At 37.1% G+C, this 14,114-nt stretch carries 14 protein-coding genes and 1 pseudogene; 4 read left to right on the forward strand and 11 right to left on the reverse strand.

All coding sequences use genetic code 11. From position 1 onward, the window contains the following. Positions 1-9: 9 nt before the first annotated feature. The 4 genes from CCK98_RS34325 to CCK98_RS34340 form a co-directional block, all read right to left on the reverse strand. The gene (locus CCK98_RS34325; protein ID WP_088091019.1) at positions 10-771 is read right to left on the reverse strand and encodes an electron transfer flavoprotein subunit beta/FixA family protein; all 762 of its coding nucleotides are present in this window, start codon (positions 769-771) and stop codon (positions 10-12) included. 209 nt (positions 772-980) lie between these two features. Then, entirely contained in the window at positions 981-1,601 is a 621-nt protein-coding gene (locus CCK98_RS34330; RefSeq protein WP_088091020.1) for a glycerate kinase, read from the reverse strand. 578 nt (positions 1,602-2,179) lie between these two features. After that, positions 2,180-2,359, reverse strand: a complete 180-nt coding sequence (locus tag CCK98_RS34335) for a hypothetical protein (protein WP_088091021.1) — start codon at positions 2,357-2,359, stop codon at positions 2,180-2,182. A 364-nt stretch (positions 2,360-2,723) separates the two neighbouring features. Further along, a complete protein-coding gene (locus CCK98_RS34340) occupies positions 2,724-3,902 on the reverse strand; it encodes a TetR/AcrR family transcriptional regulator (protein WP_256942638.1) in 1,179 nt (392 codons plus the stop codon). A 207-nt stretch (positions 3,903-4,109) separates the two neighbouring features. Between CCK98_RS34340 and CCK98_RS34345 the strand changes: the two genes are divergently transcribed. Together CCK98_RS34345 and CCK98_RS34350 are read left to right on the forward strand one after the other, a co-directional pair. Beyond that, on the forward strand, positions 4,110-5,447 hold the full coding sequence (locus CCK98_RS34345) for an aldehyde dehydrogenase family protein (RefSeq protein ID WP_088091022.1): 1,338 nt from the start codon (positions 4,110-4,112) through the stop codon (positions 5,445-5,447). A 106-nt stretch (positions 5,448-5,553) separates the two neighbouring features. Beyond that, on the forward strand, positions 5,554-6,699 hold the full coding sequence (locus CCK98_RS34350) for an iron-containing alcohol dehydrogenase family protein (protein WP_179196086.1): 1,146 nt from the start codon (positions 5,554-5,556) through the stop codon (positions 6,697-6,699). 131 nt (positions 6,700-6,830) lie between these two features. On the opposite strand, the gene CCK98_RS34355 is transcribed toward CCK98_RS34350, so the two are convergent. Further along, positions 6,831-7,709, reverse strand: a complete 879-nt coding sequence (locus tag CCK98_RS34355) for a YhgE/Pip domain-containing protein (RefSeq protein WP_179196087.1) — start codon at positions 7,707-7,709, stop codon at positions 6,831-6,833. 304 nt (positions 7,710-8,013) lie between these two features. On the opposite strand from CCK98_RS34355, the gene CCK98_RS34360 reads away from it, so the two are divergent. Further along, the gene (locus CCK98_RS34360; RefSeq protein ID WP_088091025.1) at positions 8,014-8,301 is read left to right on the forward strand and encodes a MerR family transcriptional regulator; all 288 of its coding nucleotides are present in this window, start codon (positions 8,014-8,016) and stop codon (positions 8,299-8,301) included. A 341-nt stretch (positions 8,302-8,642) separates the two neighbouring features. Beyond that, entirely contained in the window at positions 8,643-8,765 is a 123-nt protein-coding gene (locus CCK98_RS37175) for a hypothetical protein (protein ID WP_256942639.1), read from the forward strand. A 694-nt stretch (positions 8,766-9,459) separates the two neighbouring features. Here the strand turns inward: CCK98_RS37175 and CCK98_RS34365 are convergent. From CCK98_RS34365 to CCK98_RS34390, 6 genes and pseudogenes are all read right to left on the reverse strand, one after another. Then, positions 9,460-9,744, reverse strand: a pseudogene (locus CCK98_RS34365) (DUF1641 domain-containing protein); the annotation flags it as partial. 144 nt (positions 9,745-9,888) lie between these two features. Then, a complete protein-coding gene (locus CCK98_RS34370) occupies positions 9,889-10,275 on the reverse strand; it encodes a hypothetical protein (protein ID WP_088091026.1) in 387 nt (128 codons plus the stop codon). Further along, on the reverse strand, positions 10,275-10,820 hold the full coding sequence (locus CCK98_RS34375) for an NAD(P)H-dependent oxidoreductase (RefSeq protein WP_088091027.1): 546 nt from the start codon (positions 10,818-10,820) through the stop codon (positions 10,275-10,277). The genes CCK98_RS34370 and CCK98_RS34375 overlap by 1 nt, the downstream gene beginning before the upstream one ends. 128 nt (positions 10,821-10,948) lie before the next feature. Continuing rightward, positions 10,949-11,584, reverse strand: a complete 636-nt coding sequence (locus tag CCK98_RS34380; protein ID WP_088091028.1) for an HlyD family secretion protein — start codon at positions 11,582-11,584, stop codon at positions 10,949-10,951. A gap of 36 nt (positions 11,585-11,620) precedes the next feature. Then, entirely contained in the window at positions 11,621-13,255 is a 1,635-nt protein-coding gene (locus tag CCK98_RS34385; RefSeq protein ID WP_088091029.1) for an MFS transporter, read from the reverse strand. A 260-nt stretch (positions 13,256-13,515) separates the two neighbouring features. Beyond that, entirely contained in the window at positions 13,516-13,944 is a 429-nt protein-coding gene (locus tag CCK98_RS34390) for a MarR family winged helix-turn-helix transcriptional regulator (RefSeq protein ID WP_088091030.1), read from the reverse strand. Positions 13,945-14,114 lie beyond the last annotated feature (170 nt).

A 14,114-nucleotide genomic window follows, 5' to 3' on the forward strand; every position in this document is an offset into this window, starting at 1 on the left:
ATTTACCTCCTAAAATATTTTAGCTTCTTCAAAGAGTAGCTTGACCAATTTTTGGCTAGCCAAGCTAGGCTCTCCTTCTATTCGAGTGCAAGCTTCCCGTTTCTTGGGTTGATATCTTTCTACTACATTTGTTTTTTTAGTAAGATGCACACTCTTTTCAACTAGATCGGCTACACCTACATGTTCCAGGGATTTGCGTTTTGCTTTCATTATATTCGGTAAAGACGGATATCTAGGTTCATTAAGCCCTTGCTGGCAAGTAACTAGAACGGGTAATGGAGTTTCCACTTTATAGGTTTCACCTTCAACATCTCGCTCAGCAAGTACCCTTTGATTCTCGATTTGCAGTTTGACTATGGATGTAATGTGAGGAATCGAAAGCTCTTCAGCAACTCTTACACCAACTTGGCCGGCACCATTATCTATTGATTGATTCCCCGTTAAGATAAGATCGAATTTTTTTTCTTTTGCGTATGCAGCAATGACTTTGGAGATGATAAATTCATCACTATCAACCTCTTCAATTAAAACAGCATTATCAGCCCCCATCGCAAGTCCATGGCGTAATGCGCTTTCCGATCTTTCCTTACCTATTGTTAGAACGGTAACTTCTCCCCCGTGCTCCTCTTTTAATCGAAGCGCCTCTTCAATGGCATATTCATCATAAGGATTTACAATCCACTGACTTGTTTCTTCGATTATTTTTCCTTCTTTAAGTTCAATTTTTTCTTCTGTATCAAAAGTTTGCTTAATACAGACTAAAAAGTTCATGTAATCACACCTTTTTTTGATTTATATGATTATTGATTATATATTATCGATTATATACAGTTTATCATAACGCTTTTTATATGTCAAAATATTATTTCTATTCCGTCAAAAAAAAACCTACCTGCTATTCCCCCTCCGATCCGCATTCCTTCGGACAAATCGATTTTTATTTGAAGCTCCATTAAAGACTGATTTTACTTCATTTAAAGTCACTTCTCGTGAAACCTCACTTGAACTGTTTGAAGTAACCGAAATATTTGTTTTGTCGTTGACCTTAAATTATTATATGCCACTTTTGAATCCATAGCTTCTTCTAGTGTCATCGGTGCATTGACTATCGAAAAATAGGAAGTAACACCAAGTTCATTTAATATTTCTGTCTCTTCAGTTATACCGCCTGCCAGTGCAAGGACAGGAATCTTATACTTTTTGGCAAGTTGCGCTACCCCAACGGGCGCCTTTCCCATGGATGTTTGACCGTCAAGTTTCCCCTCACCTGTAATAACAAAATCGACCCCTTGCATGTTCTTTTCCATCTCAATAATTTCCAATACTAATTCGATTCCTGATTGGAGATGGGAATCTAACAAGCCCGCAAACGCATCTCCAAGGCCGCCGGCAGCTCCTGCACCAACTATATTATGAATATCTGTCCCTAGCTCCTGGAGAACAATCTGGGCAAAGTTTTCCAGCCCTTTATCGAGCTCTTTTATCATCTCTGCCGTCGCTCCTTTTTGGGGGCCAAAAACATAAGTTGCTCCGTTTGGTCCGTAAAGAGGATTGTTCACATCACACGCCACTTTAATTGTGCAAGCCTTCAACTCGGGGATTACATGGGTCTTATGACCTCAGCCTGAACAGGCCGTTTTCGTCGGGTAAACTTTTCCGCATCATAAATAAAAAATCCCCTTCCGCAAATATAATAGCGTAAGAGGACGAACAGTTTTAGGCAACTATCAAAACAGTTTTAACCGTCAGCCTTAAACAGTCTTGCAATGAGACTGGGCGGAAACCGTGTAAGTTAACGGATCAATCAACGGCAACAATCACCGAGTCAATCATCGTCAAACCCTTTCGGGAGTAAGAACGTTGGCGGGACCGCGTGGGAATCGAACCCACCAGACCTGGTACGCAAGTCTCAAGCAGTTTTGAAGTTAGAGGTAGGCGTTATTTCTATTTATTATTAGTTATCATTCGTCATCTGGAATCCTTAATTATAAAGAGGCTTCGTCAAATTTTAATATTTTAGTTACCTCTAATTATCAGTAAATATTTTTAATTCGTGACCAGTAGGTGGCCAAGAACCAAGATAGTATAGATTCGGAAACACAGTACTTCTTCTATTTATTTATAGTTACCGACATTAACTGCAAATCCTCCTTTTCACAAGGATTTGCAGTTTTTAATATTATTTAATTAAAATGACCTGTTTTCCAATCATAAAAAAATTAATTGAAAGGTATATTATTTTCCTTTCATATAAAACCCTAGTATCCCTCCAAACTAATTCTCCCAAAACCCCTACTGCCTTTTGTTCATCAATTTCTTGGTCTATAAGGGTGATTTCTTCTCCCTTTCTTATTACCAAGCACATAACACCCTAATACTTGTACCAGCTACACATTTTTATTTAATTGTTATTATTGTTAAGCCGACCGTTGCTTTAACATCTATTATTTACACTTATAAGGAAACGTTTCGCACAGTACAATCCTTCAAAATCTGTATGCAAAAGTACCTTCCAAGTTAATCCCCTCTTATTCCTCACTAAATTTGAGTTGAACACTTTCAATAGGAAGATTTCTCTCAAGCAATCTCCCTATTTGTTCTTCCATCACCTGAGGTGTATTAGCCGGTTAAACCACCATTTTTTTTCCTCCTGTTAGTTACCCATTAAGAAATGTCTTTCCCTTTCATAATGGTATTTTAGGCAAGCAAAGATCTTATATTACTTACAGTAAGGTAATTTTGTATTTTTTTAGATCAAGAAATTGTATGAATTCTTTGGCCAGAAATTCGGGGGAATGCTTCTTACCTTCGTGCGTCCAGAAAATAGCAAGACCGATGATCATTCCTGACACATAATAGGCATACATGTCCTTGCTCGCTTTAAGGGTAATATCCTGCTTAAGGTAAAACTTGCTAAGACAGCCGATAATCTCAGGTATCGGATCAGGAATACCATAATCAGCGTTGATAAAGTGGACAACTGACAAATGCTCGGTCAGATAAGTAAACAACTTGACAAGGACTTTTTCTGATTCTGCAACAGTATAGTTTTCTGTCCGTTCTTCAATCGTAAAAATATTGATAAGGTTACGGCAAAAATCCTCAATGATTTCTTTAAACAGGGCATCTTTATCAGTGTAGTGGTCATAGAAAGTTGCCCTGCGAATATCGCTTTTACGAGTGATATTCGAAATCGTGACGGCCGAATAATTCTTTGTTTCTAGAATCAATTCCGATAATGCTTCCTTTAAACCTTGCCTTGTCCGTAAAACCCTCCGATCTACATGCTCCTTATCTTCCATTTCTTTAACAGAATTGCCAAATATCCAATAAAAGCGCTTCTCAGAAATTAGCTCCCAGAATTCTTGACTGATTTGTTCTGGTGAAAACCCCACGCCTTCATTAATCCAATATAAAATAATTGCATATGTGTACAATGCCCGGTAATGGGTATAAAGCTCCTGCTCTAATGGAGACAAAGGAACATTTAAAGGTGATAAGACTACTTCTTTATTAAAGATATCGATAAAAAATCTATGAAAATTAACATAGGGCATTTTATTTCGGTCTATCATTGTTCTGAAGAAAGCTTTATTTTCGGAAACAAACGATAAGGTCGGATGGACTCTTAGGTTCATATGATGCAAATTGATATAGGACCCGTCTTTCAGGGAATCAAGAATGGCTTTTCTCAAGCCTTCCTTTTTTTCCTCAATAATTTCTTCGAACACTTCAAATTTATCTTCGTAGTGAAAGTACAAGGAACCTCTGCTGACACCCGCCTCTTCAGTTATTTCTTTTATAGTAATCTGACGGATGTCTTTTTCTGCTAGCAAATTCAATAATGTATCTTTAATTTTCCTTGTAACAGATTCAGCGTGGCTTTCTTTCATGGATGACATAGGATCTCCTCCCCTGGTTAATCAAATAATAAGCATGAAAGGCGGACATTGAACAATTTAACTTAATATGTACGATAAAGTACAAACGATTTATGATTGTCTTTTTTTCGACACATTCCACATCTATAATAGATTTGCAGGATAAAGAAAGCAAACATTGAAAACAACTTATAGGTTTACTCAACTTGTTTTAAGGAGGAAAAGAACATGGATGTACAAACAAAACAGGATATACAGCGTGTGTTCCAGCTTCAGAAAAAGAATCAAAAAAGTAAGCGTGTGACTACCGCAGAACAGCGTAAAGCTAAGCTAAACCGTTTCTTGGATGTAATTACGGCCAATGAGGAAGAAATCATTGCAGCGATTCGCGATGATGTCCGCAAGCCTTATATTGAAGTAAAACTAGCTGAAGTAGTTGGTACAGTTAAATCTATTAAACATAATATCGCAAACCTTGACGAGTGGATGGCTTCTAAAGAAGTAGGATCATCCATTAGTCCCGATGCTCAAGGAATTTTAATGTATGAACCTAAAGGGGTTTGTTTGATCCTCGGACCATGGAACTATCCTTTTATGTTGACAATGGTTCCACTTGCTTCAGCAATTGCCGCTGGAAACACTGCAATTGTGAAACTATCTGATTTTACAATGAAGACGAGTAATATTGCAGCTAAGATTATCCGTGAAGCATTTGATGAGAGTGATGTAGCAATTTTTGAGGGTGAAGTTGATGTGGCGACAGAGCTTTTAGAACAGCCATTTGATCATATCTTCTTTACTGGAAGCACTAATGTCGGAAAAATCGTTATGGCAGCTGCTGCGAAGAATCTTTCTTCTGTCACACTTGAACTAGGCGGTAAGAGCCCAACAATTATTGACAACGGCTATGATTTAATGGATGCAGCCAAAAAGATTGCAATTGGCAAATTTATCAATGCGGGACAGACATGCGTTGCTCCGGATTACGTCTTCATAAAAAAAGAAGAGCAGGCAATGTTTGCCGGCATCATGGAAAAGGTTGTCCAAGCAGGATTCCTGGCAGAAGATGGTACTGTTGACCGTAATAAATTCACACAAATTGTCAATGATCGCAACTTCAATCGTGTAAAATCTTTGTTTGACGATGCAATTAGAAAAGGTGCAGAGATTGCATTCGGTGGTCAATTCGATGCAAGCGACCGTACAATTGCACCAACAGTCTTGATTAATGTCACACCAGATATGGCCATCATGCAGGAAGAGATCTTTGCGCCAATCCTTCCAATCTTGGATTACGATCAGCTTGATGAAGTGATTGATTATATAAATGACCGTGACAAACCACTGGCGCTGTATGTATTCAGCCAAAATCAAGAGGTCATTGACGAAGTATTGAACAACACAACATCCGGAAATGCTTCAGTAAATGATGTAGTTGTTCACTTCACTGATGTAAACCTCCCATTTGGAGGAGTAAATACAAGCGGTATGGGTTCTTATCATGGGGTTTATGGATTCAGAGAATTCTCCCATGAAAAAGGCGTATTCATACAGGCTAAAAAATAAGAAATTGCATCTTGAGCAATTTTATTTCTATATCATAAGATCACAAGGAGTGTTATAAAAAATGGATTTAATCAATCAACCATTCAATCTTAATCTTAATGTGGACTTGAAATTTGGTCTGAATATTGTTCAGCAAGAACTGGCAAATAGCGTGAGACAAGCTAATAAAAATAAAGCATTTATTGTTACAGATAAAGGATTAGTTGCTTCAGGTGTCATCGAAAAAGTGACGGCTCCCTTAACTGAAGCAGGCATTGAGTATTACGTTTTCTCTGATGTGGAGGCTAACCCGCCAGCAAACTCTGTTATGGCTGGAGTAGAAAAGTACAATGAGGAACAAGCTGACATGATTATTACAATTGGTGGCGGAAGTGCAATCGATTATGCAAAAGCATTGGCTGTCGGAGCAACACATGAAGGATTTGTTCTTGACTACAGTATTGGCGGCAAGCCTATTGAAGACAAGCTTCCATTATTGTTTGCGATTGGTACCACAATCGGTACTGGTTCCGAGGTTACTCGTGTAAGTGTTATTACTGACACAGATGCTGGCAGAAAATTAGTTCTAGCGTCACCATACATCATCCCTAAAACTGTATTTGTGGATCCATCATTGACTCTAGGACTTCCAAGACAGCATGTGGCAGCAACTGGTGCAGACGCACTTGTCCATGCAATTGAATCTTATGTTTCATTACCTGCAAATCCATTTACTGATGCCCTTGCATTGCAAGCAATTCGCATGATCTGGGATAATCTTCCTCAGACTTATGCACACGCAGCAAACGTTGAAGCTCGTGCGCAGGTACACCTTGCAAGCACACTTGCTGGTATGTCATTCAGCATTGCCGGCCTGGGAATGGTACACTCATTGTCCCACCCAATGTCTGCAAGATATCATGTACCACACGGTCTTGCGAATGCAATTATTTTGCCGCATATTATCGAACATAATATCCCTGCTAATCCCAAGAAATACGCTGATATTGCCCGCATGTTCGATCCAGCATTAGCTTTGGAAACTGATACACAGGCAGCAAAAAGGCTTGTACTTCTTGTAAAAGAATTCTTGCGTTCTATAGATATTCCTGAAAACTTCAGCTATCTTGGAGTTGAATTTACTGAGGACAAGATTGCTCAATTAGCAGAAGATGCAATGAACGATCATGGTACTGTTCATTTCAACCCTCGTAAAGCAGTAGTAGAAGATATCGTTAAAATCTACAGCATTGTTCTTCCTGCACAGAAGTAAGAAAATAGATCTTCTGCTAAAAGCCTTCCGTTGAAGGAAGGCTTTTTATTTTTTCATGATTATTATATTTTTCAATTGAGATGGTCCATTTACGGTCGGTTCCACATAATAATGTAGACTTATAAATTCTCTCAACTACACTGGTAGTGCAAGTACCCTATTAAAAATAACCTCGAACCATTTAATAGAGTCGGTAATCCTGAGGCGAGTTGACCAGAACTAGTGTTCAAAGACGACAATCCAGTTCCTAATGAACTAAATCCATTCCTTACTTGTGTCATCCCCACTTGAATTTGACCCGCACCACTGGATATTTGGGTAGCAGCGTTACTTAATTTTTGGGCACCGGATGAAAATCCACCTATAGAACCAACCTGTGTTTGCATTCCGTTCACAATATCTTTGGTTCCGGAAGATAATTGGCTGATTCCTGTAGTAATCTTCTTAGAACCATTGCTTGCATCTTCAATGCTATTTCCTATCGAGGCAATGTCACCAAAAACCACCTCGGCATAATTTTTGCTCAATTGTTGAGACAATTTTGTTCTGATTTTATCAACACCTGTTGTGCCAATTTGGGAAGCGATGAAGTTGCTTCCTACATCCACCTTATAATAAAGATTAAGTGGTATCGGTTTTTGAGAAGTTAAAGTTGTTGCTCGTTTTGAAAAATTATCTGGAATAAAAATCTCAAAATAGTATTGATTATTTTTTAATCCTGTATCCGCCTTCTCCTTATTTACAAATCTCCAATTGAAGCTCTTGTCTTTCTTTAATTCCTTTACAAGTTCATTTCCAATTGCATATGTTTTTCCTTTATAATGGACCTTAACATCTTCATTTACTACAGCAACGGGAAGCCGCTCTAAATGGGCATACGGATCCCAATTGGCCCACAAATAGGTTCCACTGTATAGGGTGGGTACAAATAATATAACAAAAATGGCAGCCATTTGTTTTTTGTTTTTTAAAATATGTATCCATTCATTTTTAATCCAAGCAACATCCATTTGTATGCACCTCAAAATATATTGAACTTTCTTGTATTTCTTCCTCATTTTTTGTTTGAAGTAAAAGATTTATGCAGAGTATTTAAGAATTATGTTGAAAAATGGTGATATAGGGGAACAGAAAATCCTCTTCAATCTTTTAACGTATTAAATGTCACTATTAACTTTATTTTCAATTCATACTGCTCGTAAGTATCGTAGTCCACGTTACTCTAAGTACATTCCTTCACTTCCCCCTTGAACCTTACGCCACATTAGGTTGTATAGTAAAGTTGTAAGAAAATTAACCATCCGAAAGGAGGTTGTGAACATTAGTAAAAAGAATTGGAAAATAGGGGAATTAGCGAAACAGACGGGTCTTTCGATCCGAACACTTCACCATTACGACCAAATAGGGCTTTTATCCCCGTCAATGTATACTGAGTCAGGTCATAGAATTTATAACGAAATTGATATTGCCAAACTTCAACAAATTATGTCACTTAAACAGTTAGATTTTTCTTTGGAAAAAATTAAAGAAGTCATTGAAAACCAAGATTTTGATCCAATTGAGCTTGATGTCTCTCTCAGAGAATTGGCTTTTCCATTTTAAACTATCCTGTCCTTGATTTAAGTGCACACCTTAACAATCTCACTAAGCTTTAACACTGATATCTTCTTTCTTAAATGTTCTTGTTCCATTTCCGGCCCGTTTATTAAGAAGAAAATACACCTCTTAATAGGTAAAAGTTTCTGCTTTTGTTGAGAAAAGGTTCCTATCCATTCAAACTCATTACCGGAATGAACAACGCAAGAACCCATATTGGCTACAACAAAACTATAGAGGAATCCTTGTGTTTTTATCCGCCTGTGCACGCGATAGGACAAATTGCAAAAGAGGAAGTTGTAATCGAGGTTAAGACCATAAATGCAGGATCCTAGGTGATTAGCTGGGTGGCATCAGCAAATCGTGATGAGCGTAAATTTACGGATGCTTCAAAATTTATCATTGATCGTAAGCCCAATCCTCATTTAAGTTTCGGATTTGGTATTCATTTTTGCCTTGGTACCCATTAGCCAGGTTAGAGGCAAACATATCCCTTGAAATATTGCTTAAGCTTTTCTCAAAACTTGTTTTAAAAACGGGTTCGGAGCTTGAATCTATTCCAAGCCCATTTGTTTTTGGTGTAAAGAACTATCCGGTAACTTTTCAAAGTTAGCGAAAAAAAGAGGCTAAAGCGACAAAAAGGTGCTGCATCTTATTTTCAAAGTTTTTTGAATAACTATTGGGGAATTTTGTTTAAGAATAATGAATCAACCTTTTCCTGGGTGCTTATTTATTAAGCAATATTCTTCCACGATCGGTTGCTTTTCAAGAATAACAAAAAAGCCCAATTTCTCAGTACAAAATTGAGAAATTGGGCTTTATATTGTAATTTCCTTAGCATTGTAAATTCGTGTTTTGCTGACTTAATTTAGGGGTATCGGGCCTCCTGCAATTGCATCTATTTCAAAACACTGACAGTTAGATTTATTGCCAGCAGACATAAAATAAGATTACTGATTCTACCCCTTATTTTCAACTAGAACAAGCTCCTTTTTCTAGGTAGGCTTAAACAGATGGTAATTGGGTGAGCAGATCCGTGCTTGAGTCCTCGTCATTGTAGCGCCATTATTCCCATGAAATGAATCTGATTGGCTGCTAGATGTTTCTTGAGTCTGTGCAGTGATTTTCCGTTTCATAGGAATCGCCATTAGTCCCATCCAGCCAAGCGCAGTCTTTTGCTTCAATATCAGTCGCAGCTACGTTTTTCACGGTTTCTTTAATAGGTTCTACAATCTCTGTTATGGCACCAATCGTATCATTTTTTAATAATTCAATCGTTGCAACTGACTGGGCAAAGTCATAGGACTTTGTTAACAAATTCACAAGTTCGTTTAATTTTGGGAGCTGTTCTACTAAAGTAGTCAATGATTTCTGAACTTCTTGCTTCAACAACTGATCAAGCACATCAAGTTGGTCTCGGTTGGTCTCTTCTAGCTTTGGTCTGTCCATAACTTCTAACATATCGATAGGCCGTTAGTAATTGGTTTGGTTACTCTTTTTAATGAATGGTCCATTTATGAATGACCTAAATAAATTTCCGTAATACGTTCTACCGCGAGAGTTCCTGAAATGATCCGATTGTTAGATAATTAGTTAACCATTAAAATTTTCGGCTTTGTTTGACATCGATTGTAATGCTTTTCTAAAAACATCATCATTCATTTTCTCTTTTGAGTTGATGTCAGAATCCTCTTGATCTGCCTTACTAAAAGATTGGAGAGCTTGCCGGTAGGCTTGGTCACTTATACTAGAGGTTTTGGGCTGTTCCAATTCATTAATTATTATTTTTTCTTGACCCTTTGTTTCAACAGGATTAGCGGTTGGCAAAGATGGTTCGACCTCTTCTTTACTTGGTTCTAGCCCCTTATTCTGTGAACCATGCTTTAAAGTCTTTTCATTCGTAACTGCGTTCATGTTGAACATCATTAAAACGGCTATAATTACGATTGCAATGGCAACTAATGAGATGATTACTAACATTATTTATCCTCTCCGTGTTTTTCATTGGTAAAAGATTTTGTAACCTGAGCAACCCGTTCCCCTAAGGCTCTTCCTAATTCGAAACCTTCTTTTGGAATAATCGCGGAACTCTCTACAGGACAGGTAATCCCAACACCATAATAAGAACCATATAATGCATTTGCTGGTATATTTCCAGGTAATCCAACAATAATCATACCTTGATGAAGCATCGGGGTAATCAGGTTAAGCATGGTTGCTTCTACACCGCCATGGGTAGTTGCTGTTGTACAGAAGACGGCTCCAATTTTATTAACTAATTTTCCCTCTGCCCATAAATAGCCCAATCTATCAATCCATGCTTTTAGCCCAGAACTAATCGTCCCAAAATGACCTGGACAGCCCCAGATGATCGCATCCATTTCTGAAAGCTTATATATATCCGCTTGATTAACATGATCAATGTATACTTCCGCCCCATTTACTCTTTGAGCACCTTCAGCAATCGATTGCGCAAGTGTTTTGGTATGCTCTCCTTCGCTATCATAAATGACATAAATCTTCATCTTTCAATTCCTCCTTATTGTTGAAACAGTATTAAAATCTGATTTAATTCCTCAAAAATGATACACATCTAACAGATGAATCCCCATTTGCATGAGCAAAAGGGGAATTCATAAAGGTAAATAAATAATTATATAGAAATTTTGACTTCGGCATTCATTCCGGGCAGTACCTTGATTGATGGATTTTGAATCGAAATTTTTACTGGTACCTTTTGAGTTACTTTTGTATAATTTCCGCTTGAGTTTTGAGATGGAAGAGCAGAAAATACTGAATTTGTCGCATAACCAATTTCTTCAATTTTCCCACTATATAATGATCCAGATTCCCCGTCGACAGTAATATCAACACTATCGCCAACTTCTATATTGTTTAAATCATTTTCTGCAATATTGGCTGTAATATATAAATTATTCATATCAGCTGTTTGGGCTAAAACCTGACCAGCCTGTACCATTTGGTTCGCTTTTACTTCATTTTTGATGATGGTTCCTTCTGACATGCTGTCAATAGGAAGAGCCTGTTGTCCATTTGTAATTTTGCCTAATTCTTCTTTTTCAGAGACAATCTCTCCCTCTTTACCATTCCAATTTGTCAATAAGCCAGAATTTGTTGCTACAACTTGTGCAATATCCGCCGAGACAATAGCATCCTCTGTTTTAACGTAATTCTGATTCTCATAGTAGTAGTATCCACCTGATGCAATTAATGCTAAAACTACGACCATACCTACAATATTAATTAGTATTAAACGACCTTTACTCATGTTTCAAATCTCTCCTAACTTTTTTTGTTATTTAATTTAAGCTGATGTCTCCATTCCATCTTTCTCTTTCGGAGCTGGCAGGAGCAATCTCGTCTGTTTCTGAACCAATGACCGCCCTTTTCCAGTCAAAGTTTTACCTATCGAGCCAATAAGCATGATGATACTTAGTATAAGCAATATCGTAAATAAATCATGATAGGCACCCAATACCGCAGACTTTTTAGAATTTGCGACTAGTTCATAAGCAGCTTTACTTTTTGCCTCTGATAAGGATAAGTGGTTTCCCATGAAGGACCGAATTAATTTTGTCATTTCCCATTTAAACTCTGAACTATTTGGGTCCAATTGCCCTCTAATGTCTTCAAAGTTTTGCGCATTTTGTGTAGTTATAAACCAGCCGATTACTGGTGAGATAACAGCACCAATAAAATTTCGAATGGAGTGCAGGGTTACTGACCTCATGGAAGCCTTATGAATATCACCAGCTAATGCTGTTCCAAGAGCACCTGAAACGAGAGTCATACTGACTCCGCCACCAAGACATGCAACTTGAAAATACAAGGAATGTAAGGAAGTTTCTGGGCCAATCACCCTCCACTTGATACTTACATATAGAACTACAAGTGATCCGATTATTCCAAGTACGCCGGCCCCTAATTTATCATAGAATAGGGTTTTGAATATGGCAGTAAACACAATTCCTACAAAGAACCAAAAGTAAAAGTGGCTAAGATATACAAATGGAAGGTTCATATTATTTCGTAAAAATCCGTTAATCCCCGCAATTGCAACAATAAGGGAGACATGCGATGCGACAGCCATGATGGTACCAGAAATAGGTTTTGTTGCCTTTAATGTTCGAAAGGGAACTAATGGAGTCTCCGCTTTTACGTCCACATAAATAAACAAAATTAACAAAATGAGTCCTATAAGAAGAAATGGCCAAACATATAAAGAAGCAAATCCTTTATCTAATAAGTTACATAGTGGAAAAGCAAGGACTATCATTAATAGACTTAACAAAAATACTCCTGTTTTATCGACAGGACTATGGTCATGTCCATGCTCTTCATTTTTAGGTAAACCGAGAAAACCAATAATTAAGCAGCATAATGACGCGACTATGTTTAGAATATACAACCACCGCCATGCATCAGCTCTTAAGGAAATGGAACCGAATAAAGCTCCAATGGCACTTGCCCCAAATAATCCTGTAATAACCATAAACAAAAAGGTATTTCGGATTGCATTTGGGAAGGATTTTAAGCTAACCGGCAGGATGGTTAAGAAAAGAACACCTGCACTCAAGCCTTGAATGATTCTCCCGACAATTAAAATGACCAATACAGGAGATAGGGCAGAAATGATGGAGCCACATAAAAAAATAAAAATAAGCATTAAGTAATTTCTTCTTAACCCGAATTTCCTCGAAAGTACTGGACCAAATGGCACACCTAGCGCAAATGCCAAATTCGATAATGTAGATGGGTATAGTAAGTGTTTCGAACTTAGTTCCAGCCCGTTCTGAATAACACCTTGGTTTAGGATGTATGACAGATTAGAAAAATACTGTGAACCGATAGCAAGTATCGTTAAGATGGATATAATCAAGTATTGCGGGACAGCAACCTTTTCGGTTTTTGAAGCCGCAGTATAAACTTGTTGACTCATCCATTTTCCTCCTTTCATTAGTTGGAATATTTCTAATTTGATCAGTTAAAAAGAAGCAATTCTAAAATTTTCCTTATTAACATTTTCATCATTAATATATTGTATATTACAAGTTGTATTATACAATATAATTTTTAAAAAAATCAATGTAAAATTTTATCATAAAGAGTTAGTAAAACAAAAAAGATTATGACACATTGTCACAATCCTTTGTTATTATGTATGTTCTTGTTTTTGGAATTAAATAAACCACAAAAAAATCATCTTTTTCGTTCTTTAAAATCCTTATTTAATCGAATTAAATTATCTTCCAATTGTTTTATTTCCGCCTGCGACCAGTTTTGGAGTATCTCTGAATAAAAATTATAACGAGCTTTTTGAACAGTATTCAGGATTTCTTGTCCTTTATTCGTCATTTCTATAAGACTAATCCTTCCATTCTCAGGATTGGGAAAGCGCTTAATATATTCTTTGGATTCTAAAGTACCAACCTGTCTACTAGCTGTTGATATGCTTAACATTAATTTATCAGCTATAACATTAATTGCTAGCGGCTCATTTTCATTAACTTCACTTAATATAAGATACTCTGAACGATCCAAGTCACCTAGTTTTGGACTATAAGCTGTTATAAGCCTGACCAACAAAGCAATTTCATATTCAATAGATTGGAGTGAGTCTAAATTCAAAAAGTCCTTCCCCCTTAAAGCGAAAACCGTTTTACTTATTGTAAACAAATTAATTTTATAATAACAGCTATATCCTAGAAAAAATTTTATCGAAAAGTTTATTTTTATTACTTCATTATAGAATGAACCGCAACTCTTTTTAAAAGTCCCTCTATAAATAAAGTGGCTCC

The sequence above is a fragment of the Bacillus sp. OV166 genome, assembly GCF_900177675.1.
In the GTDB taxonomy this organism is placed as follows: domain Bacteria; phylum Bacillota; class Bacilli; order Bacillales; family Cytobacillaceae; genus Neobacillus.

Bases quoted from the DNA above. Each gene is read 5' to 3' on its own strand.
- CCK98_RS34340 (WP_256942638.1), bottom strand. From the start codon at position 3,902: ATGTCATCCATGAAAGAAAGCCACGCTGAATCTGTTACAAGGAAAATT.
- CCK98_RS34325 (WP_088091019.1), bottom strand. From the start codon at position 771: ATGAACTTTTTAGTCTGTATTAAGCAAACTTTTGATACAGAAGAAAAA.
- CCK98_RS34370 (WP_088091026.1), bottom strand. From the start codon at position 10,275: ATGTTAGTAATCATCTCATTAGTTGCCATTGCAATCGTAATTATAGCC.
- CCK98_RS34385 (WP_088091029.1), bottom strand. From the start codon at position 13,255: ATGAGTCAACAAGTTTATACTGCGGCTTCAAAAACCGAAAAGGTTGCT.
- CCK98_RS34345 (WP_088091022.1), top strand. From the start codon at position 4,110: ATGGATGTACAAACAAAACAGGATATACAGCGTGTGTTCCAGCTTCAG.
- CCK98_RS34380 (WP_088091028.1), bottom strand. From the start codon at position 11,584: ATGAGTAAAGGTCGTTTAATACTAATTAATATTGTAGGTATGGTCGTA.
- CCK98_RS34375 (WP_088091027.1), bottom strand. From the start codon at position 10,820: ATGAAGATTTATGTCATTTATGATAGCGAAGGAGAGCATACCAAAACA.
- CCK98_RS34355 (WP_179196087.1), bottom strand. From the start codon at position 7,709: ATGGATGTTGCTTGGATTAAAAATGAATGGATACATATTTTAAAAAAC.